This is a genomic window from Bacillus sp. AFS059628 (genome assembly GCF_002571225.1).
Taxonomy (GTDB): Bacteria; Bacillota; Bacilli; order Bacillales; family Bacillaceae_G; genus Bacillus_A.
In genome coordinates this window covers 1-24,610 of record NZ_NVEC01000029.1, presented here as the reverse complement: position 1 = coordinate 24,610, position 24,610 = coordinate 1, and the positions used below count along the sequence as shown (strand labels likewise).

The 24,610-nt window shown below is 36.0% G+C and carries 22 protein-coding genes and 1 other annotated feature; of the genes, 14 read left to right on the top strand and 8 right to left on the bottom strand.

Annotation, left to right across the window (positions count from 1 at the left end; translation table 11 throughout):
- Positions 1 to 69 precede the first annotated feature (69 nt).
- Positions 70 to 1,710 (top strand): M20/M25/M40 family metallo-hydrolase, encoded by a 1,641-nt coding sequence (locus COL05_RS11075; RefSeq protein ID WP_098668640.1) that lies wholly within the window; start codon positions 70 to 72, stop codon positions 1,708 to 1,710.
- A 191-nt stretch (positions 1,711 to 1,901) separates the two neighbouring features.
- On the opposite strand, the gene proC is transcribed toward COL05_RS11075, so the two are convergent.
- Entirely contained in the window at positions 1,902 to 2,720 is an 819-nt protein-coding gene (proC, locus tag COL05_RS11070; RefSeq protein ID WP_098668639.1) for a pyrroline-5-carboxylate reductase, read from the bottom strand.
- Positions 2,721 to 3,059: 339 nt separating this feature from the next.
- Positions 3,060 to 3,270 (top strand) — a binding site (T-box leader).
- Between the two features lie 145 nt (positions 3,271 to 3,415).
- Here proC and proB point away from each other — a divergent pair.
- Positions 3,416 to 4,519, top strand: coding sequence for a glutamate 5-kinase (gene proB / locus COL05_RS11060; RefSeq protein ID WP_098668637.1), 1,104 nt, complete (start codon positions 3,416 to 3,418; stop codon positions 4,517 to 4,519).
- A gap of 31 nt (positions 4,520 to 4,550) precedes the next feature.
- Positions 4,551 to 5,798, top strand: a complete 1,248-nt coding sequence (locus COL05_RS11055; RefSeq protein WP_098668636.1) for a glutamate-5-semialdehyde dehydrogenase — start codon at positions 4,551 to 4,553, stop codon at positions 5,796 to 5,798.
- Positions 5,799 to 5,847: 49 nt separating this feature from the next.
- On the opposite strand, the gene COL05_RS11050 is transcribed toward COL05_RS11055, so the two are convergent.
- Positions 5,848 to 7,041, bottom strand: coding sequence for a NupC/NupG family nucleoside CNT transporter (locus COL05_RS11050; RefSeq protein WP_098668635.1), 1,194 nt, complete (start codon positions 7,039 to 7,041; stop codon positions 5,848 to 5,850).
- Positions 7,042 to 7,205: 164 nt separating this feature from the next.
- On the opposite strand from COL05_RS11050, the gene COL05_RS11045 reads away from it, so the two are divergent.
- The 5 genes from COL05_RS11045 (at position 7,206) to COL05_RS11025 (ending at position 11,582) form a co-directional block, all read left to right on the top strand.
- The gene (locus COL05_RS11045; protein WP_098668634.1) at positions 7,206 to 8,249 is read left to right on the top strand and encodes an ArsR/SmtB family transcription factor; all 1,044 of its coding nucleotides are present in this window, start codon (positions 7,206 to 7,208) and stop codon (positions 8,247 to 8,249) included.
- A gap of 51 nt (positions 8,250 to 8,300) precedes the next feature.
- A complete protein-coding gene (locus tag COL05_RS11040) occupies positions 8,301 to 9,521 on the top strand; it encodes an MFS transporter (protein ID WP_098668633.1) in 1,221 nt (406 codons plus the stop codon).
- A 96-nt stretch (positions 9,522 to 9,617) separates the two neighbouring features.
- Positions 9,618 to 9,944 carry a heme-degrading monooxygenase HmoA gene (gene hmoA / locus COL05_RS11035; RefSeq protein WP_000469503.1) on the top strand — a complete coding sequence of 109 codons (327 nt, stop codon included), beginning with the start codon at positions 9,618 to 9,620 and terminating at the stop codon, positions 9,942 to 9,944.
- A 148-nt stretch (positions 9,945 to 10,092) separates the two neighbouring features.
- A complete protein-coding gene (locus tag COL05_RS11030) occupies positions 10,093 to 10,785 on the top strand; it encodes a nucleotidyltransferase domain-containing protein (RefSeq protein WP_098668632.1) in 693 nt (230 codons plus the stop codon).
- A 293-nt stretch (positions 10,786 to 11,078) separates the two neighbouring features.
- On the top strand, positions 11,079 to 11,582 hold the full coding sequence (locus COL05_RS11025; RefSeq protein ID WP_098668631.1) for a GNAT family N-acetyltransferase: 504 nt from the start codon (positions 11,079 to 11,081) through the stop codon (positions 11,580 to 11,582).
- Positions 11,583 to 11,702: 120 nt separating this feature from the next.
- Here the strand turns inward: COL05_RS11025 and lsrF are convergent, their stop codons facing one another.
- From lsrF to COL05_RS11005, 4 genes are read right to left on the bottom strand one after another with little or no spacing between them, the layout of a single operon-like run.
- Positions 11,703 to 12,485, bottom strand: a complete 783-nt coding sequence (lsrF, locus tag COL05_RS11020; protein ID WP_000219776.1) for a 3-hydroxy-5-phosphonooxypentane-2,4-dione thiolase — start codon at positions 12,483 to 12,485, stop codon at positions 11,703 to 11,705.
- Between the two features lie 6 nt (positions 12,486 to 12,491).
- On the bottom strand, positions 12,492 to 12,854 hold the full coding sequence (locus COL05_RS11015; protein ID WP_000909986.1) for a cupin domain-containing protein: 363 nt from the start codon (positions 12,852 to 12,854) through the stop codon (positions 12,492 to 12,494).
- Positions 12,855 to 12,879: 25 nt separating this feature from the next.
- Entirely contained in the window at positions 12,880 to 14,442 is a 1,563-nt protein-coding gene (lsrK, locus tag COL05_RS11010; protein ID WP_142337432.1) for an autoinducer-2 kinase, read from the bottom strand.
- Entirely contained in the window at positions 14,442 to 15,374 is a 933-nt protein-coding gene (locus COL05_RS11005) for a sugar-binding transcriptional regulator (RefSeq protein WP_098668629.1), read from the bottom strand. The genes lsrK and COL05_RS11005 overlap by 1 nt, the downstream gene beginning before the upstream one ends.
- A 197-nt stretch (positions 15,375 to 15,571) precedes the next feature.
- Between COL05_RS11005 and COL05_RS11000 the strand changes: the two genes are divergently transcribed.
- Genes COL05_RS11000 through lsrB form a run of 4 tightly spaced genes read left to right on the top strand, consistent with a single transcriptional unit; the run spans position 15,572 to position 20,029 of the window.
- On the top strand, positions 15,572 to 17,053 hold the full coding sequence (locus COL05_RS11000; RefSeq protein ID WP_142337430.1) for a sugar ABC transporter ATP-binding protein: 1,482 nt from the start codon (positions 15,572 to 15,574) through the stop codon (positions 17,051 to 17,053).
- Positions 17,050 to 18,003, top strand: coding sequence for an ABC transporter permease subunit (locus COL05_RS10995; RefSeq protein WP_098668628.1), 954 nt, complete (start codon positions 17,050 to 17,052; stop codon positions 18,001 to 18,003). Before COL05_RS11000 ends, COL05_RS10995 begins: the two co-directional genes overlap by 4 nt.
- A complete protein-coding gene (locus COL05_RS10990) occupies positions 18,000 to 18,989 on the top strand; it encodes an ABC transporter permease (protein ID WP_142337429.1) in 990 nt (329 codons plus the stop codon). The genes COL05_RS10995 and COL05_RS10990 overlap by 4 nt, the downstream gene beginning before the upstream one ends.
- Complete coding sequence (gene lsrB, locus COL05_RS10985) at positions 18,986 to 20,029, top strand: autoinducer 2 ABC transporter substrate-binding protein LsrB (RefSeq protein WP_098668626.1); 1,044 nt, start codon at positions 18,986 to 18,988, stop codon at positions 20,027 to 20,029. The genes COL05_RS10990 and lsrB overlap by 4 nt, the downstream gene beginning before the upstream one ends.
- 46 nt (positions 20,030 to 20,075) lie before the next feature.
- Here lsrB and COL05_RS10980 read toward each other — a convergent pair whose 3' ends face one another.
- Entirely contained in the window at positions 20,076 to 21,578 is a 1,503-nt protein-coding gene (locus COL05_RS10980) for a malate:quinone oxidoreductase (protein ID WP_098668625.1), read from the bottom strand.
- Positions 21,579 to 21,959: 381 nt separating this feature from the next.
- Here COL05_RS10980 and COL05_RS10975 point away from each other — a divergent pair, with 381 nt between their 5' ends.
- The gene (locus tag COL05_RS10975) at positions 21,960 to 23,006 is read left to right on the top strand and encodes a DUF2332 domain-containing protein (RefSeq protein WP_098668624.1); all 1,047 of its coding nucleotides are present in this window, start codon (positions 21,960 to 21,962) and stop codon (positions 23,004 to 23,006) included.
- Between the two features lie 246 nt (positions 23,007 to 23,252).
- Here the strand turns inward: COL05_RS10975 and COL05_RS10965 are convergent, their stop codons facing one another.
- Positions 23,253 to 23,633 (bottom strand): VOC family protein, encoded by a 381-nt coding sequence (locus tag COL05_RS10965; RefSeq protein ID WP_098668623.1) that lies wholly within the window; start codon positions 23,631 to 23,633, stop codon positions 23,253 to 23,255.
- A gap of 179 nt (positions 23,634 to 23,812) precedes the next feature.
- Between COL05_RS10965 and COL05_RS10960 the strand changes: the two genes are divergently transcribed.
- Positions 23,813 to 24,304, top strand: a complete 492-nt coding sequence (locus COL05_RS10960) for a nitroreductase (protein ID WP_098668622.1) — start codon at positions 23,813 to 23,815, stop codon at positions 24,302 to 24,304.
- Positions 24,305 to 24,610 lie beyond the last annotated feature (306 nt).

Genomic DNA, 24,610 nt, shown 5'->3' with positions numbered 1-24,610 from the left:
TAACTGTCGTCATTTTTTATTCATATACTGGAATTCATTTTCATAATACGGAAAAATAGGAGGATTTATATGTCAAAGTGGCAATCAAAAGAACAATTGATTCAATTATTAAGCAGTCTTGTTGAAATTCCTAGTATTACAGGTACAGAAGCTGAAGTAATATTGCCAGACTTTGTTGTGGAACAATTATCTGATTTACAGTACTTCAAAGACAACCCGCATCATTTGCAAAAAAATCCGACGGGGGACGGACGATATTTTGTTACAGCGCTCGTAAAGAAAAGCGATTGTACAAAAAATACAGTAATTCTAGTTAGTCACTTTGATGTTGTAGATGTACAAGATTACGGAGTATGGAAAGAGGATGCATTCAACCCTAAAAAGTTAACGTCTATGTTTTATTCTCATAAAGATGAACTACCAGGCCATGTACGTGAAGATATAGAACAAGGAGATTGGCTATTTGGTAGAGGAACAATGGACATGAAATGCGGCCTCACGTTACAAATGGCAATGATTGAGCAGGCCTGTGAAGGAAGATTTGATGGAAATGTTCTTTTATTAGCCGTTCCAGATGAAGAAGTAAATTCGGTGGGAATGAGGGCTGCTGTTCCAAGATTACTAGAATTAGCAAGAGAACATGATTTAAATTATAAAACAGTGCTAAATTCAGAGCCTATGTTTGCAAGACATCCTGGTGACCAAAATAAGTATATTTACACTGGTTCTATTGGTAAAGTGTTACCTGGATTTCTTTGCTATGGTAAAGAAACACATGTAGGTGAACCTTTTGCGGGCTTAAATGGGAGTTATATGGCGTCATTAATAACAGCAGAATTAGAGTTGAATACAGACCTTTGTGATATTGTAGAAGGGGAAGCGAGTCCTCCGCCAACTAACTTACTGCAAAGGGACTTAAAGGAGGATTATTCTGTCCAAATTCCGCATCGTGCCGTTACATTATTTAATTTGTTTTTACTAGAAAAATCAATGACAGATGTCGTTTCATTGTTACGTCAAAAAGTAACGAAAGTAGCAGAGAAAATAGAAGAGAAATATGAAAAGCAAGCATATCGCTTTTCTAAATATAATCCGTTTATACCGCCTAATATGAAAGTAAATGTATTAACGTATGAAGAGCTTATCGCTTATGCAATAGAACAGCATGGTCAAGCGAAAATAGATAATATTCAATCTAGTATAATAAAAAATAGAGAAGAGAAAGATGATCGTGCGGTAACAATTGATTTAGTAGATAAACTAGCTATTTTATGTAAAGAAAAGGCGCCGATGATTGTACTTTTCTTTGCTCCACCATATTATCCAGCTGTAAGTTCACGCAACAATCCATTAATTAAAGAAGTAGTTGCAGAAATGGAAAAGTATGCACATTACAATCATAACATTACATTTGAAAACCAAAACTATTTTGGAGGAATTTCAGATTTGAGCTATGTGGGCTTACAGAATCCACTACATTCAATGAGTTCACTTGTAGACAATATGCCATTATGGGATAAAGGTTACTCCATCCCTCTTCAGGAACTAGAAGAGTTTGACGTTCCAGTATTAAACATGGGACCGGTAGGAAAAGATGCCCATCAATGGACAGAACGTCTAGATGTAAATTACGCATTTGAAACGCTATTAGATATGTTGCCGAAATGCATTGAAAAATTATTAGTTTCTAATAAAATTACACAAGCGTAGTAGTGAATAAAGAAGAGTTAAAACTAGAGTTCCAAAAGAAGATATAAATAAAATTATCTCAGTATAACCAAAAGAACGGACAAACTCAAGTGTTTATGAGTTTGTCCGTTTATTATGTTGTGAAAGTGGGAGAGTATGTAATGCACCATTTTTCAATTAAATTCATAGCTAACGTGATCTCTTTTATCGTTTTATTTTTTTGCTTGACTAGACAGTTCAATAGACTTTTGTGTACAGCGCTGCATAGCTGAAATGATAGCTGTTCGCAGACCTTTTTCCTCTAATGTAGCTACAGCTTCTATCGTTGTACCACCAGGAGAACAAACCATATCTTTCAATTCACCTGGATGTATTCCTGTTTCTAGTACCATTTTTGCAGAGCCTAAAACAGCTTGAGCTGCGAATTTATATGCTTGATTTCTAGGCATACCATCTAGTACAGCAGCATCTGCCATCGCCTCTATAATCATATATACGTATGCTGGCGAAGAACCACTTACTGAAGTAACAACATCCATTAATTTTTCGCTTACGATCTCTGCTTGACCAAAGCTATTAAAAATGTTTAGCACATCTTCTAAATCTTTTTCTGTAACCATTTCATTAGGGCATAATGCAGACATTCCTTCTCCAACAAGAGCAGGAGTATTAGGCATTACTCGTACAACTTTTAATTTTTTATCAAAAGCTTCTTCAGTACTTTTAATACTTTTGCCGGCAGCGATTGTTATGACGATAACATCGTTTTTGATGACTTCTTTTATTTCGCTAATGATTGCTGCGTATAGGTCTGGTTTAATTGATAAAATTAAAATATCAGCATTTTTAGCTACCTCATTATTGTCAGTAGTTGTAGTTATCCCATATTTTTCGTTAGCATGTTTTAAATTCGTAGTGTTTAAATCCGAACAAATAACATGATTTGCAGACACTACCTTTTTGTTTAGCATCCCGCCAATGATAGCCATTCCCATATTTCCGCATCCGATGAATCCAATTTGTTTATTCATAATAATTCAATTTTGCTCCTTTTTAATAAAGTATATTATTCTGAAATTGTTATTTTAAAATAATAATAACGTCTCCATGCAATATAAAGAAACATTCTAAGAGAATATATTCCTTTTTGCAACAGTAAAAGATAAAAATGAATTATATTCGACATTTTGTAAATATATACACTATCATTTAAGAGCTTATATTTATGTATATGATTTAACTTTATATCGATTTGTATTTTCATTCAGTAGGGGGTTAATTTCATACAAGTTACTTTCCGCTCTATTTATTTTTTAAAATACCTCTTGACACCAAATCAAACTATATCGCATAATATAAAAAAATTAAACCGAAAATCGTTGAAGGGAAATAGTACATATGTCTTCTTGCGAAAGAGAGTGGAATTCACCGGCTGAAAGATTCCTCGTATAGAATATATCGAACCTATCCCTGAGTCTTAAATGAAAGTTTAGGCGTTCGCCTGCGTTATAGGCACCAAGTGGATATCTATGTATATCAATTAAGGTGGTACCGCGGAACAATGACCGTTTCGTCCTTTTTATTTTATTAAGGGCGAAGCGGTCATTTTTATTTTGCTCTTTAATAGGCTAGGTGAAGCATTGGTGAGAATAGTAGTCGCTGCAAGCCGAATGAATAAAAGTGTAATGTATAAAAAACTTTGATTTTAGACTTGGGGGATACAAAAGTGAAAAAACAACGAATTGTTGTAAAGATTGGGAGCAGCTCTTTGGCAGATAGTCACGGAGGCATTTCTAAAGAACAACTGTCAGATCACGTTGCCGCATTGGCTCGATTGAAAGAGGAAGGGCATGAAGTGTTGTTAATTACATCTGGGGCCGTCGCTGCAGGTTTTTCAGCACTAGGGTATCCTAGTAGACCTGTGACAATTAAAGGAAAACAGGCTGCTGCGGCTGTCGGACAAAGCTTGTTAATGCAGGCGTACACGGAGGAATTCCGTAAATATGGTATTGTAACTGCGCAATTATTGCTGACGAGAAGTGACTTTTCTAGAAAAGAACAATATAGTAACGCTTACGCTACTTTAGGAGAGTTATTAAACCGTTCTGCTCTTCCAATCATTAATGAAAATGATTCCATCTCTTTAGAGGAGCTCACGTTCGGTGATAATGATATGCTGTCAGCTTTAGTAAGCGGACTTGTTTCAGCTGATATGCTTATGATTTTTACAGATGTGAACGGTCTATATGACAAAAATCCTCAGAAAAATGCGGATGCGAAAAAATATTATTTCCTTCCTGAAGTTACGGAAGAAATCGCTTCTCTTGCAGGAGATGCTGGTTCAAAACTTGGAACTGGCGGTATGAAATCAAAAATTGATGCTGCGAAGACAGCACTTTCTCTTGGCGTGAGTGTATTTATTGGAACAGGATGTGGACAAGAGAAGTTTGTAGATGTTTTGAAGGGCAAAGGTGATGGTACGTATGTCGGAAATGCCCCTCAAAAAGAAATGAAGATGAACAAGCAATGGATCGCGTTGCATTCGCTCGTTAGCGGACAAATTGAAGTAGACGCTGGTGCAGCTACTGCTATCATTCAGCATGGTAAGAGTCTTCTTCCTGCTGGCGTCACGAATGTATCAGGATTTTTCAAAGTTGGCGATGTCGTAGAAGTAATGACAAAGCAAGGGCGCGTAATTGGAAAAGGACAATGCACCTATAGCGCAGAGGAATTAAGAGAGATAAAAGGTATGCAAAGCCAACATATTCAAGCAAGAGGCGAAAGAAATAATTATGAAGTCATTCATAGAGATTATTGGGTTGCACTCTAAGAATAGTGATGTTAAAAAGGAGGAAATAAAAATGAATGAAGTGTTGGTAAAGGGGAAAAGAGCGAAAGAAGTTGCAATGGATCTTGTGCTTAAATCTACAAGTCAAAAAAACGAGGCACTTGCAGCAATTGCTGAAAGGCTAATAGTAGAAACAGATTATATTTTAGAGGAAAACAAACGTGATATCGAAGAAGGTAAGGCAAAAGGGTTTTCTGATTCACTCCTTGATCGACTTATGCTAACTGAACAACGAATTGTTGATATGGCAGAGGGAATTAAGCAGTTAATTGAATTACGTGATCCAGTTGGAGAACGTGTAAGTGAATGGGAGCGACCAAATGGACTATCTATTCAGGAGATGCGTGTACCACTTGGTGTTGTTGGGATGATTTATGAGGCAAGGCCAAATGTAACGGTAGATGCTGCTACAATTTGCTTGAAAACAGGAAACGCAGTTATATTACGTGGGAGTTCTTCTGCTATCCATTCTAACAAAGCTATTGTTGACGTTATTCACCGAGCGCTTAAACAAACAAGTTTGCCTCCAGAAAGTGTACAGCTTATAGAAGATACAACGAGAGATAGCGCAAAGCAGTTGTTTACAATGAATGATTACCTAGACGTTCTTATTCCAAGAGGTGGCAAACAATTAATTGATACTGTAGTGAGAGAAGCGTCTGTTCCAGTACTTGAAACAGGTGCGGGGAATTGTCATATTTTCATTGATGAAACAGCGGATAAGCAAATGGCAATTGATATTATTATAAATGCAAAAACGCAGCGTCCATCTGTATGTAATGCCATTGAAACGATTGTACTTGATGAGAAGTGGGCGCAACAATTTGGTAGCGAGCTGTTTTCAGCTTTGAAGGAAAAAGGTGTGGAGCTACGCGGTGATCAGAGAGCATTGGAAATTGATTCTTCAATTGTACTTGCTTCAGAAGAAGACTGGGGTACAGAATTTTTATCACTCACGCTGGCAGTGAAAGTAGTTTCTTCTATAGAAGAAGCGATTCATCACATAAATACGTATGGTTCTATGCATTCCGAAGCGATTATTTCAGAAAACGAGGAAAACGTCAGCAAATTCTTCACAGCTGTAGATGCGGCTGCACTGTACCACAATGCATCCACTCGTTTTACTGATGGATCTGAATTCGGATTCGGCGCAGAAATCGGCATCAGTACACAAAAGCTACACGTAAGGGGGCCAATGGGACTACCTGCATTAACTTCTACAAAATATGTGATTCGTGGAAATGGACAGATTCGAAAATGAAAATAAAAGACACTCAATTCGATTGGGTGTCTTTTATTTTAAAGAGTATTTACCATACAAATAGCCCAACAAGCATGGCGCTTAATAAGGAAACTGCCATTCCGCTAACGAGAAGCTTCCACACATTTTTACCGATTATGGCCGATTTTTCTCCGCCGAATAATGAATTGTACGTTCCGTAAATCATACCTACTGTACTAAAGTTAGCAAAAGAAGCTAGAAATGTAGTTGCAACCGCAATCGTATGTGGTTGTAACGACTTTAAATTCGATTTTAAATCCATCATTGCAACAAATTCATTCGTTGTTATTTTAATCCCCATTAATTCAGCTACATACATAGCATCGCTGCCCGATAAACCGAGTAAAAAAGCAAAGGGACTAAAGATAATGGAGAAGATTTTTTGAATTGTTAAACCTGTTACGAAAAAGCTTAAAATCCCGTTTAAACATGCAGTTAATGCTACGTAACCAATTACCATAGCTAAAATAACGATAACCATATTCATCCCGACTAACATGCTGTTTGAAATAGTAGAAAAGAAATCTTTTTTCTCATGTTTTGAAGGTGTATATATGACATCATCTTCTTTCGTAACTTCCACAGGATTTAATACATTGGCTAAAATTAATGCATTAATACAGTTTAAAGGGATTGCGCTGAAAATATATGTAGCTGGTACCATTGATAAATAAGCGCCAAGAATGGATCCGCTGACACTACTCATACTCATAATTCCAAAAGTTAATAAACGATTTTCTTTTAAAACAGATAGTTGATCACGAACAACAGCAAGTGCTTCGGTGTTTCCTAAAAACATCATTTGAATCGAAAAGAAACTTTCTAACTTTGGTAAACGAGAAATCTTTGAAATCACTGCACCTACTTTGTCAATAATCCAAGTTAAGATTCCAAAATAAGAAAGAATATCAAAGAAGGTGATAACGAAAATGATAGGAAGTAATGCGCTAAAGAAAAAATCAATTGTTTGATTTTCCATAGCGGAAGGAAATGCAAACCGAATCCCTTCATTCGCACATGCTAGTAGCCAACTGAAAAATGATGCAATTTTATTAATGATAATACTGCCGAGCTTCGTGCCTAACATAAACCATGTAATAAAGAGCTCCAATATGATTAGAATAACGATTGGTCTCCATTTTATTTGTTTTTTATTAGGCGAACAGAGGAAAACGATTAATATGACAACGAAAATTCCTAACATATTTAATATAAAATACATGTCAACAACTCCTTGAAAGTTATTATTTGTATATAAAAAAGCTTCTATTCTTTTTAATTTAGAATGAATGTATTTCAACTTAAATTCCATTAATTCTAAAAATATAGAAGGGATAATTCGATAAAAATAGAATTCAATATATAGCAAACAAGGAGGGGATAAAAATGGAGGTCTATCACATAACGAGTAGAAAGAGGGAAACTTATAACGTTCAAGTGAAATATTCGATACTTTTCGAATGTGCACTAGGCATTGCGGCAATTACTCATAAAAGGTTAATCGATACCCTTGAAAAGAGTCAAAATGAATGGGAAGAAATTAAGGAATCATTAACAGAAGAAATGAGAGAGCACTTACAGTTTGTAGAAGAACATAATACGTGGAAAGCGTTACTTCAGTTGTTGTATAAAGAGGATTTTCAGGACTTACCACAGTTTCATGCTAAAATCGATACACTTTCAGAAGTAGATTTGAAATATATATGCTTACCGTTTTTAGGCGAGAAGTATGAAAAGAAAAGACATTTAGCAGCAAGTGGTGACGTAACTGCAATATATGAACTAGAGGAGCTGACACAGGATCATCAGTTTTTCTCCGCGTATATTCGTTTTATATGTAATATCGATGTACAAAAACTAAAGGATCATTTAGTAGGCGTTATGACAGGTTGGTATGAGAGTGTTATTCAGAAAGAGGAAGAGAAAATACTTTCTATATTACAAAGAGACTATGAAGCGAAAAATGAGATGAATAAAAAGATGAAACCGGAAGAGTTCGTCGAGTGGGCGACTGGCGGTGTGAACTATATGCCAGAACCAAGTGTTCATAATGTACTTCTTATCCCGCAAATAACGTACAGACCGTGGAATATTGAGGCGGATATTGAAGATACGAAAGTATTTCATTACCCAGTCGCAAACGAAAGTATTCATCCTGAAGATTTATATGAACCGAATTATTTTTTAGTCCAAAAACATAAGGCACTTGGGGATGAAGCGAGGTTACGCATTGTAAAAAAGTTGTTTAAAAAAGAAAGAACATTGCAGGAAATTACAGAAAGACTGCAACTCGGTAAATCGACAGTACACCACCATTTGAAATTGTTACGGGCAGCGAAGTTAGTAGATATACATGACGGCAAATATGTATTAAGAAAGAAAGCATTACAGTCGTTAGCGAAAGAATTAGATATGTTTTTGAATAGATAATTAACAACGAGAATGTACATAAAGGGAGGAATATAAAAGAAAAGTTGGTGTATGAAATTGAAAAATGTATTGAAAAATCGTTCGTTCTTTTTCATGTGGATAGGTAGCGCGATTTCAGAATTGGGCGGGGCTTTCGGAACGTTATGTAATTCGATTCTTGTTTACGAATTAACAGGGTCAAAAACAGCTTTAAGTAGTATGTGGCTATTATATTTCATCCCATCGCTCATACTGCAACTAATAAGTGGTCCATTTATTGATAAATGGAGCCGGAAGTGGATTATGATTTTTTCACAATGGGTGCGAGCTGCCGTTTTCTTATTGCCGTTCGTCATGATACTTACAAGTAATATAGAAGTTTGGCATGTGTATGTCGTACAAATAATAATCGGACTTATTACGCCGCTATATACACCTGCAAGTCAAGCAATTACACCGAGCATTGTAAGTAAAGAACAACTTCAAGATGCAAATGCGTATTTTGATGGGATGGCTCGACTTATGATGTTTCTTGGGCCAATATTAGGCGGAGTAGTCATTCATTTGATTGGGGTAGAACTTACACTATCTTTCGTATGTATTTGTCTATTTGTTAGTGGTACATTATTACTTTATATAAAAGAAAAGAGAACAACACAATCCATTCAGAAAACGTGGCTAGAACAGTTTCTTCATGGTTTTACATATTTTTTCACAAAACCAGTTATCGTTTGGCTCGGTGTCTTTCTTACTTTCGTACAATTTGGGGTCGGGGTAACGCTGGTTACAAATCTTCCTTATATAAAAGATGAACTGTCAGCAGGTTATGCGGAGTTTGGTTATTTTATGGCTGGTTTCCCGTTTGGCTATGTAATTGGATCTATACTAGTCGGAAAAGTAACATATAAAAGCCGGCGTATACTCATGCTTGGTGGATTGTTTATAGGAGGACTCACATACATTTCTCTAACGTTCAATCATAGTATAGTAATTGCGGTGTTTATTGAAGTAGTTGCAGGCATTTGTATTTCATTTTTCAATGTTCATAACACAACAATTTGCCAACAAACAGTACCAAACAATATGATAGGACAAGTATTTTCAGTGCGTTTATTTTTCATACGATCCGCTATGCCGTTAGGTGTGTTATTAGGAGGCATACTAAGTGAAATGTGGGGAGTAAGATCACTTTACTTTATCATCGGTGCGATTATATGTGTTACTTCTTTAATAGGATTATTACTTCCGTATTTCAAATTTTTAGATGAGGCAGTTGAAGAGAAAACAGCATAATGCAAATAATTAAAACTTTATAATTGAAAATAATTATCATAATCAACTATAATAGAAGAATAGTAGTATTCGTATTATAAAGAGGGGGTGGGATATATGTTTATCGAAACGAAAACATTTACAGTAAAAGAAGGTACATCAAATATAGTTGTAGAACGTTTCACTGGCGAAGGTATTATTGAAAAATTTGAAGGCTTCATTGACTTAAGTGTTCTTGTGAAAAAAGTAAGACGCGGCGATGAAGAAGTTGTCGTTATGATTCGCTGGGAATCTGAAGAAGCATGGAAAAACTGGGAAACAAGCGAAGAACATTTAGCAGGTCATAGAGCGAGTCGTGGTAAGCCAAAACCAGATCATATCATTAACGTGGATCACGCAGTTTATTATGTGAAATCATCGAAAGCGGCTTATCAACAATCGTAATATATATGTAAAGGTAGAGGATATTTGTTTAGTAATAAACGAATATCCTCTTTTTTAATGTATGGTAAAATGTGGATAGCATATATATGTTTATTGTTTCGTAATAAATGGAGGTAAATGAAGTGAAAAAAATGTTTGGAGGTTACAAATGTTAGAAGCACAAACATCTATTAAACATGAGCAACATAAAAAATTAGTGCAAACAATAGTAGCTGAAATCTTATCAATAGATAAGGTAATTGGATGTATGCTTATCGGTTCTGTCGCAAGAGGTGATGCATATCCTGATTCGGATTTAGACTTATATTTTCTGTTAGAGGACGGACAAAAGAAGAAATTTCATTCTGAAACGAGAGAAGATATTTTAGTTGAATATAAGTATGCAGACGTTAATCAAATACTAGTAAACTTTAAAAATAATCCAATGGAACTATACTCATTTTTAGAAGGGGAAATTTTGTTTGATAAAAGCGGTGAGTTAAAAAAGTTAAAGGAAATAGCTGCATATGAATTTGAAAACTATCGTGTTTCTAGCGACAAAGTGAAAGGTATTTCTCATTGGTTACATAGTTCGCTCATTAAAATTCAGTCTGCTTTGAAAGCAAATGATGAGTTAAAGGCTTCATACATCGTTTATACGTCAATTTGGACATTGTTAGAAGGGATATGGGCCATTAATAACAAACCTACACCGCCAGCTGGATCTGTTTTAAGATATATTCAAACGTTGCCGAATAAGCCAATTCATTTGGAAGCATTACTTCATAAATTATTTTTAGGCGATACGAAAGAACGTATTGAATCGGCAATCGTGTTAATGGAGTGGGTGTTACATAAATAATAGTGCTAATGTTGTTGGTAAATCGATATCTCGTTTCTAAGATCCGATATATTGGAAAAATCGTTGATATAAATTTCATAATTTTAGCAAAAAAGAAAGGGCAATACATTTTTAAATATTAAGTGTAAATCAAATGTTATAGACTTAAAATGAAGTTTGAAAACAAGTTCTATTTTGCAAAGAAATTGCTTATGCATAAAATAATAATAATGTATGAATCAAGCAGGTTTCCCATATGGTAAAGTACGAAACTATTATAAGTAGTACAGTGATATAAATAGGAGGTTACCGCTATGACAGCTGTTTTTAAAGATATGGCGTTCCAGTTAAAAACAGAACGACTCGATCTGAATATGTGGGAGGAATCTGATGCAGTCTGGCTGAGAAAATTAATTGGTGAACGTGGGGTGGACATGCCAACCATTGAATCTGTTCGTAGCTCTCTTATCGAAATGCGCAAGAAAGCAACTGAAAATGGCATTTCTCTTCTTACTATACGTAGGCGAGAAGAAGGGGATTTTATCGGATACTGTGGCTTAATCATTGGTCGTTCCACGCTTGAAGAGCCAGAGATTGCATATGAGTTGTTTCAACATGCTCATCGCAAAGGTTATGCGACAGAGGCAGCATCAGCAGTGCTTAAGGCAGCGATTGCTACGGGTCGTCATAGACTTTGGTCTACTGTAGGTGCTTGGAATACGGCGTCTTTCCGTGTATTAGAAAAGATAGGATTTAAGCGACATCACAGTACGTTTGGTGAACGTGGTGAGATTGTTTGGAATGTGCGCGATCTGTAGAAATCTGATCAAATTCGGAACGATAAAAAATATACAAGAAAGCCCATATGTTAGATTACTAAATAATCTAACATATGGGCTTTTCTTTATGGTAAATATTGATTTTGTTTATATTTTAGCTTAATTTTTTACATCTTCGAATAATTGGAGTGCCTCTTTCACATTCAATCCATTCTTCACGATACCATGAATCGCTTGAATCATCGCAGCAGGATGTTCAGATTGCCATATGTTTCGGCCCATGTCTACGCCAATTGCGCCTTCTTGCAGTGCATTGTACGTAATGTTTAATGCGTCTTCAATTGAATCTAGTTTTGGACCACCAGCGATTACTACTGGGGCAGGGCAAGTACTCGTTATTTTTTCGAATCCTTCGCAGTAATACGTTTTGATAATGTCAGCTCCCATTTCAACGCATACACGGGAAGCGAGTGCTAGAAAGCGTGCTTCACGTTTTTGCAATTCTTTCGCAACAGCAGTAATACCGAGTACTGGCAAGCCGTAATCGTGAGCTTCTGAAACTACATTTGCGAGATTTGATACGGTTTGTGTTTCATAGTCCGATCCGACGAAAACAGAAACACCGACGCCAATTGCGTTTTGTTTTACTGCTTCTTTTACAGGTGTAACAATTGTTTCATTCGCTAAATCTTTACCGACAACAGTAGCTCCGCCTGATACACGCATAACCATCGGTGTGCTGCAGTTTTCAGGAATACAGGAGCTAAGTACGCCTCGAGTTAAAAAGAGGGAATCTGTGTAAGGAAGTAAGTTTTTAACTGTTTCAAGTGGTTGTTCTAGCCCGTGAATTGGTCCTAAAAAGTAGCCGTGATCTATCGCTAACATAACCGCTCTTCCATCAGGTAAAATTGTATTTAATCGATTTTTAAATCCCCAAGTCATTAGAAATCACTCCTTCGTTAATGTTGGATTTTCCGTTTGTACCGTATCTTTATTTGGTAAATGTGGTGATTTAATAAAAACTGCTTTAAAAGGTTTGTCAGAATGGTTAATAAGATAGTGAGATTCATGAGGACGGACTTGCAATACATCGCCTTGTTTAATCGGAACCCTTTCGTTATTCACATAGAAATCAATTTCACCTTCTAATGCATAAAAGACTTCCTCACACGTCGTATGGTAGTGATTTTGAAACTCTTGCCCAGGCTGAATGACAACAAGGCCAAGATCAATATTCGGACCTTGTATTAAATATTTCGGCCCGTTATCACCAAAGCGATAGGAGAAATCATTTTCATTCGCTTTTAACATACATTTCACTCCTTTATGTAATGTGTTACAGTGCACCAGGCGCAATCCACATATGTGAGGTGAGCCCTTTATCAGCTAAAGAGAGTTGACTGTCATACACAGTTTTCCATGTTTCATAGAATTCTTTATATAGTTCATGATTTTCAGTAACTGGTTTGAATGTGTGCTCCCACTGTACAAACTGTTCAGCAGTTTCTTCCATGGATGAATATATGCCTGCGCCAACTCCAGCAGCAATCGCAGTTCCTAAAGCAGCTGCTTCTTTCACAATCGGTACTTTCACAGGAATACCAAGGACGTCCGATAAAATTTGTGGCCATAGTTTTCCTTTAGCAGCACCGCCAGCAAAAATGACTTCAGAAGGGAATGTTCCTGTGAGATTTTCTATTAATTTTAAATTGCCAAGTGTAACGAAGGCAGCATTTTCCTCAATAGCACGGAACAGTTCTTTTTTTCCGCATTTGTCTGCATCTAAACTTAAATTTAAAAAAGAAGGTGCGGCATGACGCCAAGAAATGTAGTTCATTACGTTTGAAAAAGTAGGGATAATACCATGTGAACCGACAGGTACGTCTTTTGCTTGTTCTTCTAATAAGGCATAAGCATCTACACCGAGTTTGTCAGCAAGTTTCTTTTCCTCGTGGCAAAAAGCGTCTCGAAACCAGCGCATAACAAGGCCTGGGAAAAAGGCAATCGTTTCATATTGCCATAGGTTAGGTACGACGTGACAATTTACTCGAATGGAAGCATGTGGATCCGTTATTGGCTCAGTAACATTCACTTCTTGCTGCCAAAAACTACCGCCGCATATTAATGTCTGATTAGGTCTAACTACTCCTGTTCCAAGTGATGCCATTTGAGCATCTCCGCCCCCGGCGACGACAGGAATTCCTTCACATAATCCAGTTAATGTCGCACACTCTTTTGTGACGGTACCAATTACTGTACCAGCTTCATTTACTATTGGTGAAAATGGCAACGTTAAACCGCACTCGATAGCGACATCGTTATCCCATACTCTATTTTGCAGGTCAAAAATACCGGATGTACATCCGTTTGAAGGATCGATTTGTAGTACGCCACTTAGTTTATATAAAATCCAATCGTTTAACATCGTAAAAGAATGAATATTGCTATAGACGTCTGGTTCATGTTTTTTAATCCAGAGTAGGCGGGGTAAAGCACCTAATGAAAAAGTTTGACCAGATCTTGTATATAAATCTTCTTCAAGATGTGACCGAATTTCTTTTAGTTCACTAACTTCAGCGGATGCGCGCCCATCAACATTTGCGCAAGCCCATATTTCTTGCCCACTTTTATCATATAAAACAAAACCTTCTCGCATACTGGTAGCGCTAATTGCTTGAATAGAAGAGGGAGAGGCATTACTTCTTTGTAAAACTTCTTTCGTGCATTGTTGTACTAGCTTCCAGTTTTCTATTACATCAAAATTCATAGAACCTGGGTAACGAGGATCTGTGTTATGGACCCATTCTTTTTGACTGACTGCAATCTGATTACCTAGTAAATCAAAAAGAACAGCTCGAATGCTTCCTGTACCAGCATCAAAAGCTAATAAATGAGACATTAACAATCACCATCCTTTCGTAATAAGGAGAGGGCCGTTTCCTCATCGGTAATTAATGTATGAATGAACTTTCCTTTTAAGGCACCATAAATTGCATCTATCTTTTCTGTACCTCCAGCAACACCAACGACATGTTTCATTTTGCGCAGAATTGTGAGCGGCGTACCAATTAGTCGATTATGATGTGGGAGCTTTAATAAATCACCATTCGTATTGTAAAACTGTCCTAAAATATCACCAGCTCCGTTTTGACTACGAATATACGTCATCTCACGTAGCGTTAACTTTTCTTCCTTTACAATCGTAGCGTCTTGAGATAATCCTCCAATACCGACAACTGCTGTATGTGCAAGTGAAGCGACATGAAGCATATCTTTTACACTCGGTTCTGATAGAATACTTTTTGCCATTTCGGTTGTAGATGCTAGAAACGGCGTAGGGATGATGTGAAGATCCCCTTGCATACAGTGTAAATAGTTTTGTTTTCTTGGGAGATAGTGATTTACTCCTCCAGTTAGCGTTACGATTGAAAGATTAATAGAACTTTCAAAATGAATGTTTTCTAGCATTTTGCTAATCGTTTCGCCCCATCCAATGCCGAGTAAATCGCCTTGCTGGAGCTGAGTTTCTAAATATTGTGCAGCAGCTTTTCCGAGAGAAGTGTGATAATTGTTTATTGGAGTAGGGATAATGAAAGCATCTTTTAAGTGGAATTTTTTCATCAGGTCACGCTCAATACTTAAACAGTGTAAACCAGTCCCTTTTACGTGAAATGTAACGATCCCTTCACTGCGCGCCTTTTCTAATAATCGGACGACTTTATTTCTTGAAATATGAAGGAGTGAAGCGATCTCCTGTTGTGTTAATTGATCTTTATAATAGTACCAAGCTACTTTCGTTAATAAATTCTGTTCAAAGTTCAGCTGTGTCATACTCGTCATCCCTTTCAACAATTGACCACTGCTTAAACATATGTGCTATATATTTTGTTTATTCCAGTTGAAACGATTAATTGTCTGGTGAAAAAAGTGTTCTAGATATGAAAAAAGGAATATACAATGCTACAAAACAAGTAGAACAAATAATCATTTTCTCAAAAAATGTTCTGAATAGAGGTAGGTGACATCATGTGGAGAGCGTACCCTTATTACAAGTAAAGAAAATGAGTAAGGCGTTTTCAAATCAACTTGTGCTAAAAGAAGTGAACTTACAAGTAGAGCGTGGCGATATATACGCTTTAGTTGGAGGAAATGGTGCTGGAAAATCAACATTAATGAAAATATTAACGGGGTTATATTCGTATGATAGTGGAGAAATGTATGTAAAAGGAATGAGGAAACAGTTTGTAAATCCGAAAGAAGCACACCGAGACGGGATTTACTTAATACCACAAGAACCACTCATTTTTCCGCATATGACCATTGAAGAAAATATATGTATCGGACTAAAAGGGAAGAAAAAGGAATTAAAAGTAAAGATTCAGCAATTGATGGACAGTTTAGGGTGGGATATTGACCTTAAAGAACTAGGAGGATCACTATCCATTGCGCAGCAACAGTTAGTAGAAATCGTTAGAGGATTAATACGGGAAGCCGAGATTCTTATTTTAGATGAGCCAACATCGACATTAACAACTCATGAAATAAAGAGTCTTTTTGTGCTGATGAAAAGTTTACAAGAAAAAGGAATTGGAATGATATTTATTACGCATCGCTTTCCAGAAATCTTTGAAATTGCGAACAAAGTAGCGATATTACGTGACGGAATGATTGTAAGCCAAGGTGATGTATGTGACTATACATATGACATGCTAATGGAGGGGTTATTACCGAAAGGGTATAAACAAGAAGAGAAAAGAGAAGTAGTGCAAGAGACAAAAGAAACGAAAAAAATATTAGAAGTAACTGATATAACGAGTTACGCATTCGAAAATATATCATTTACTGTACATGCTGGGGAGATTGTAGGTATTGCTGGCATTGTTGGATCAGGTAGAACGGAATTAGCAGAAACCATATTTGGATTGAAATCTATAAAATCAGGTTCTATTTTATTAGAAGGAAAATCAATTGATTCATGCTCTTTGCATAAAAGGCTTAGTGAGGGATTAGTTTATGTGCCAGAGGATAGAGTAAGAAATGGTATTTTCTCAATTGCATCAGTTAAAGAAAATATGACTGCAGCAAGTTTACACCAGAAGAGTCGTTTTTTCATTAATCAAGAAAAAGAAAGCGCTTTAGTTAAGTCGTATATAGAACAGTTTCGAATTGTTGTACGAAGCATGGATGGAGTTCTAGCATCTTTATCGGGAGGTAATCAGCAAAAAGTCGTGCTGGCAAAATATCTTGCGTGTAATCCGAAAATGATTATTCTTGATGAACCGACTCGAGGAATTGATGCGAAAGCAAGGATTGAAGTATATGAGACGATAGAAAAAATGAAAAGGGAAGGGCTCGCGATATTATTAATCTCTTCCGATGTTGAAGAAATCGTTCAATTAGTAAATCGTGTATATGTAATGCGAAATGGACAATTTGTTTCTCATTTAGAGAAACAAAATATGACTGTAAATGAAGTTACACGTCTTGCATACGGAGGTGTAACGGAATGAAACGTATGTATAAAATGCACGAAACATCTATCATACTATTATTACTCATTTACATTGCCATTGTCGGAATGATAAATCCAAGTTTCGTTCAGCTTAACTCGTTATCTTTAATGATAAAATCAAGCGTGATTTTAGTCGTGCTAGCAATTGGCCAATCGTTTGTCTTATTTACGAAAAATATAGACGTATCAGTCGGTTCAATTATGGGATTAAGCGCAGCTGTTTGCGGAATGTTGTTAACGGATGGATATCATGCATTTTTGTCCATACTTGCTGTTATTTTACTTGGCGCTATTCTCGGTTTTATAAATGGGATTGGCGTTGCGAAGTTTCGGGTACCAGCTATTATTATGACATTAGGTATGTTAGGGATCATTAGAGGTGCGATGTTAATTTTCACAGGCGGAAAGTGGATTGAAGACATACCAAACAATTTTAAGCAACTGTCATCAAGCTTCATATTTGGTTTGCCGATAATTGTATGGATTGTTCTTATTATTTTATTACTACTATACTTCTTTTTAAGGAAAGTGCCATTCGGAAGATACTTTTATGCGGTAGGTGATAATGAAGATGGTGCGAGGCTTATTGGTATACCTGTTAATAAAGTGAAGATATATGCATTTATCATTTCAGGCATAAGCGCTGCGCTCGCTGGTTGCATATTTGTTATGAATATCGGATTCGTTCCAAATCAAACAGGAACTGGGATAGAACTACAAGTTATCGCAGCTGCTGTATTAGGGGGAGTTCATTTAAAAGGAGGAACGGGTTCTATAGTTGGAGCTGCATTAGGAGCGATATTTTTAGAAGTGATAAGCAGTTCACTCGTCTTTTTAAAAATACCAGCATTTTGGAATAATGCTATTTCAGGTTTCTTATTATTACTAATCGTCATATTAGATAGTGTTATGAAAAAGTGGAAGGCAGAAAGGAGGATGAATCTATGAAGTATGTATACAGATGGGAAGGTGTTCTAATCGTATTACTTCTTTTAGAATTCATTCTCTTTAGTTGTATAAATAGTGATTTCTTAAATATTAGTAATCTCCTTTTTAGTACAAACGATTTCCTTTTTATCGCAATCGCGGCGATACCAATGACGTTCGTTATTGTAACAGGAGGAATTGATGTATCGGTTGGCTCCATAATGGGGCTCACTTCGATCTTGATCGGTGTACTTTGGATGAATGGAATACCTATTTTGCTAGCGGTCATATTAACTCTTATAATTAGTTGTTTAGCAGGAGCTTTAAACGGAATCATTATAAAAATGACAGATGTAGAGCCACTTGTCGTCACACTTGGAACGATGTTTTTATACGGCGGAATTGCACTCGTCATTTCAGGAGGGGCAGGTGCTTCTGGATATGAAGGGATAAGTGGTTTACCTGACACATTTGTACAACTGGCAAACGGTAGTTTTATAGGGATACCGAATTTATTATGGTTATTGATTATATTAACGATTTTATGCACTGTATTGTTTCATCATACTATTTATGGGCGCCACGTCAAATTAACAGGTGCGAACGAAAATGCCGCAAAATACACTGGGATCAAAACGAAAAAAGTAGTCATCATCGCTTACATACTTTCCGGGTTAGGAGGTGGATTAGGTGGCGCTTTCTTAACTGCATATTTCGGTTCCGCCCGTGCTGATATGGGAAGTGAAACGATTTTACCCATTATTACAGCAGTTGTATTAGGAGGGACACTTATTACAGGGGGAAAAGGCAGTATTATCGGTACTGTACTGGCGAGTGTTTTTATAGGACTCATGCAGTATGGCTTACAAATGACGGGTTTAACAAATGAACAATCTAACGTAGTTATTGGTATTATTCTTATTCTTTCAGTTATTATGAGATATTTCAAATTACATCAATTCACACCGTGGAAAAGAAAGAACTTGCATAAGGGGGAAATGTTATGAAGAGAAAACTGGGGATTATATTAATAGTATGCATTTGTTTAATCGGTTTAATTGCTTGCTCTAGTCAAACGGCAGATAAGAAAAAGGCAGATGATATGAAATTTGCATTCATTCCAAAATTAACTGGAGTTGGCTTCTTTACATCGGGTGGTGAAGGAGCAAAAGAGATGGGAGATAAGTTAGGCGTACAAGTGAAATATGATGGACCGTCTGAAGCAAGTGTATCAGGTCAAGTGAAATATATAAACAACTTTATCAATCAAAACTATGATGCACTTATGGTCTCTTCTACGTCAGTAGATGGTCTATCACAATCATTGCAACGTGCTAAGAAAAAAGGGATGACTGTTTTAACATGGGACTCTGATGTCAATCCGAAAGACCGTTCATTTTATATAAGCCAAGGAACGCCAGATCAACTTGCTAATTTGTTAATTGAAATGACTTCCAAACAAATTGGAGATAAAGGAAAAGTAGCATTCTTTTATTCTAGTCCAACGGTAACGGATCAAAACCAATGGGTAACGAAAGCGAAAGAAATTATTAAAAAGAAATATCCAAACTGGGAAATTGTAACGACGCAGTATGGTGAAAATAATGCGCAAAAGTCATTGTCAGTGGGGGAGAACATATTAAAAACGTATCCAGATATTAATGCAGTCATTTGCCCGGATGCAACGGCACTACCAGCGATGGCACAAGCAGCTGAAAACTTGAAAACGGATAAAAAAGTTGTTGTAACTGGCTTCTCTACACCAAACGTTATGCGTGATTACGTAAAACGAGGAACAGTACAACAATTTGGATTATGGGATGTAAAACAACAAGGTGCACTCGCAACGTATGTAGCAAATGAAATAGTAGTAAAAGGGAAGAAGTTAAAAGTAGGGGATAGTTTTGAAGTAAAAGGAATCGGAAAAGTGAAAGTAGAGCCAAACTCCATCCAAGGTTATGATTATGAGGCAGAAGGAAATGGAATTATCGTATTGCCAGAGCGGGTTGTATTTACGAAAGAGAATATTGATAAATATAATTTCTAGTAACGAAAAAACGTCCGAATATATCGGACGTTTTTTCATTTCTTCATTAGTTATGAACTGTTTCTTTTTCATTTAATCCAAGCGTACGACCTGTAGAAGTGTGAAGATCTTGGAATAATCTTGGGTTTTCTGTTAGTGAAATGCCGTAAGAAGGGATCATTTCTTTTATTTTTCCTTCCCATTCTACCATGCGGCTTGGGAAACATTTTTCTAATACTTCAAGCATGACGTGAACAGCAGTAGAAGCACCTGGTGATGCGCCAAGTAATGCAGCAATTGATCCATCAGCCGCACTAACAACTTCAGTACCGAATTGAAGTGTACCTTTACCGCCAGCATCAGTATCTTTAATTACTTGTACACGTTGCCCAGCAACTACAATATCCCAATCTTCGCTTTTCGCGTTCGGAATGAATTCGCGTAATTCTTCCATACGTTTTTCATGTGATAACATAACTTGCTGAATTAAGTATTTTGTTAATCCCATTTCTTTTACACCAGCAGCTAACATCGTTAAGACGTTATTCGGTTTTACAGAACCAATTAAGTCAAGGTTTGAGCCAGTTTTTAAGAACTTAGGAGAGAACCCTGCGAACGGTCCAAATAGTAAAGCTTTTTTATTGTCTATATATCTCGTATCAAGGTGAGGAACAGACATTGGCGGAGCGCCAACTTTAGCTTTACCATATACTTTTGCATGATGTTGCTCGATAACTTTTTGGTTTTTACATACCATAAATAGTCCACTTACTGGGAATCCACCAATATGTTTTGATTCAGGGATACCAGTCTTTTGCAGCAGAGGTAGACTCCCGCCACCGCCGCCGATAAAGACGAATTTTGCAGTATGATGCTCAATTTTACCACTATTCATATCGTGTACTTTTACTTCCCACAAACCATTCTTCGTGCGTTTAATATTTTCGACACTATGTTTGTAGTTTAGCTCGACATTTTTTGTTTGTAAGTAATCAAACAACATACGAGTTAATGCACCGAAGTTAACATCTGTTCCAGAGTCAATCTTCGTTGCTGCCATTGGTTCGTTAGATGTACGTCCTTCCATAATGAGTGGAAGCCATTTTTTTAATGTTTCAGGAGTATCGGAAAATTCCATACCTTGAAACAGCGGATTTTTTGAAAGCGCTTCAAAACGGTTTTTTAGAAACTCAACATTTTTTTCACCTTGTACTAAACTCATATGAGGTAGAGGCATAATGAAATCTTGTGGATTACGAATTAATTTACTTTTTACAAGATATGCCCAAAATTGTCTTGAAAGCTGGAATTGCTCATTCACTTTTACAGCCTTACTAATATCTATAGATCCGTCAGATTTTTCGGAAGTATAGTTCAGTTCGCATAGCGCAGAATGCCCTGTACCTGCATTGTTCCATTCGTTAGAGCTTTCTTCCCCGGCACTTGCGAGTTTTTCAAAAACTTTAATTTCCCATTCAGGTGCTAATTCTTTTAGTAATGAGCCTAACGTTGCACTCATAATTCCTGCACCAATTAAGATAACGTCTGTTTTTTGCTGCATGTTGCTCATGATAATCTCTCCATCCCCTATATTGGCAAAAAAGAGTAGGTGTTTTCTATGTCTAAGCCGTAAAATGAAAACACCGCCTAGGCCCCACCTAGGTATTTACCTTTTTTGTCTCAATTATATAACCATCTCATACTCTATTATAATAATTAATAGACTAAAATATCTAGTGTTATCTGATAATTTTAAACTATTTAACGTTTTATTCGCCAAAAATCTTATTTAACAAGCTCTTTTAAGCTGATAAATAGAAAAAAAATACAGTTTGAAATTATCCCGAAAAAGCTTACGTATACGAAAGTGGGTAGAATGGATACCTTTTTATGGAATTTTTGTTCTTTAAATAGTAAGATTATTCTGTGATGTTAAAAAGGAGGGATACCAATGCGTACACAAGAACAAATCGCAAACTTATTTCGAAATTTTTCAATAAAGGAATGTAAAGGGTCAAGTGACTTATATGAATACTTATCAATACAAATTGCTGAAGATGAGGAAGTACTTACACTATCTTCCTATGCTCAAGCAGGTCAACCAGTCCCAAACTTACTATTAGGAGCCGTACATTATTTATTACTAACAGGGAAAGAACATCATGTAAAAACGTATTATAGTAGCTTAGTTGAAAATGCTAATACCGATTTAGACCAAGCTTTTGATCATTTTAAGGATTTCTGTAAAACGTACCGAGAAGAAATCATTACTTTATTACAAACGAAACTCGTTCAAACGAATGAAGTAAGGCGATGTGCGTACTTATACCCAAGTTTTTGTTACATATTTAATAAAGTGAAAAAGCCGTTAGCGTTAATTGAAATTGGGACAAGCTCTGGATTACAACTGTTCTGGGACCAATATCGTTATTCGTACGGAACGGATGAAATGTACGGAAATATAAATTCAAATGTGCATGTAACTTCTGAAATAAGAGGGGAGAATGTGCCACATTTTCTAAAAGAAAGCCCATCTGTCGTAGAAAGAATTGGACTGGACTTACATGTGAATGATTTACATAGTGATGAAGATTATTTATGGCTACGTTCACTCATTTGGCCAGAACATAAAGAAAGACTTGAAATGTTTGACCAAGCAGCATCTTTAGTGAAAAATGAATCCGTTCAATTAATAGAAGGCGACGGTGTAGAGCTATTGCCATCTATTATTGAACAAATAAGGGAAGATGCTATAATCTGTATTTTCCATACACACGTCGCAAATCAAATACCTGAACAAGTAAAACATAAATTAGAAAAACAAATACAAGAAATCGGTGCAAAACGTGATGTATTACACCTATATAACAACATGTGGGATCGTGACCTTCATATTGATTATTATATTAACGGAAACGAATATCGTGAAACGGTTGGGGAAACAGAAGGACATGGGAGATGGTTTAGGTGGAAGCTTGGGAAGGAAACGCTTTGTTAATATTTCTTCAAAATAAAAAATAGCTAATGGGAATATGCCATTAGCTATTTTTTATTAAATTCATCGGGAATGCAAGTGAAGATATCATTACAAGGTGCAGTAACAACAAGCCAATTCTCACATTGAACACCAGCTTGCCAACATTCATAATCATCATGAACACCATTTATGAAAATAATTTGCCATTCCTTAATGTAATATATTCCTCCAAACTAATTTTCATTTGTTCTTCAGAAAAAAGATAAATTAAATCGTAATTTCAATTTGATTACCTTCAGGATCGCTTATCACACTTTCGTAATAGCCATCTCCAGTGAAACGTGGTCCATTTAATAAAGGATAACCATCATTTTTTAATTTTGTAGTTAATTCATTTACATGTTCTTCACTACCGACAGAGAAAGCCATATGAGCATAGCCAGTTATGTTGGGGTTAGGCTCTTTTTCTATACCTTTTTTACGCATAATTTCAAGTCTTGCACCAGATTCGAACGTAATAAAATAAGATTCAAATTGTTTTGCTTTATTATGATATAAAGAATTCGCTTTACCATTAAAGTACTTCGTATAAAAAGAACACATTAATTCTAAATCATTTACCCATATTGCGATATGTTCTATTTTCATAGTTTTCACCAATCCTAACTTAACTAATTAGGCTTTCACTTTATAAAAATTGTTTTTGCATTGCAAGAACTTTGATCGGGCGTTAAAGGTGGTATTAATTTTTGGTTATTTATGAGCATACAATGTGTAATTAAGTAAAGGAGCAACATAGTAATTAAAGAAAAAGGTGAATGTAGCATATGAATCCATTTGAGCAAATGATATACGTTGGTGTCATTATGTCTATTGTATTATCTGTATTGATTTTAGGATCTTTATATTATAATCCTCGTCTTTCGTTAACTGAGTATCCAAAAGATATTCAAAAGTTAGTGTTTCCAAAATCGATTCATGAAAAAAAGCAAACGATTTACTTTAACATTGCATATAATGCTATTCTTTTCGGTACTCCTTTCGTTTCTACATATATATTACATAAACATGAAAAATTATTATATATTGATGCCTATATACATGCTTTTGGTATTTTAATGATTTTTAATGTAGTAGATTTGTTTATACTGGATTGGCTAATCTTTTGCTGGATTACCCCAAGATTTGTTGTTATTCCTACTACAGAAGGCATGAAGGGATATAAAGATTATAAGTTTCATTTAAGAGGGGCTATAGTCGGCACAAAATTTTTAGCAATCGTAAGTTTATTTTTGGCAGGAATTGCAATAACTATGTAGCATAAAAAGTATTGTTTCATTTTGATAGTAGAATTTTAGGTAACTTTAATCAAACTAGTATTAGTATATTTTTAATTTTTATAATACAACCTCATAAATATTAATATATGTTATATAGAGCGAAAATTCATTTTATCCCGCTTTAACGGGCAGTAAGACCCCCACCCTCAAAATTCAGGAAAAGCAAAGAATTTAGGTGGGGGTCGGGCTGTCCCTAAAAGTCCGATTGGTGAGGGATGATAATCAGTGGGGGATGAAGAAAACCCCCACTGATTAAAGTTTCACTTTATCTCATTCTACTGCTGC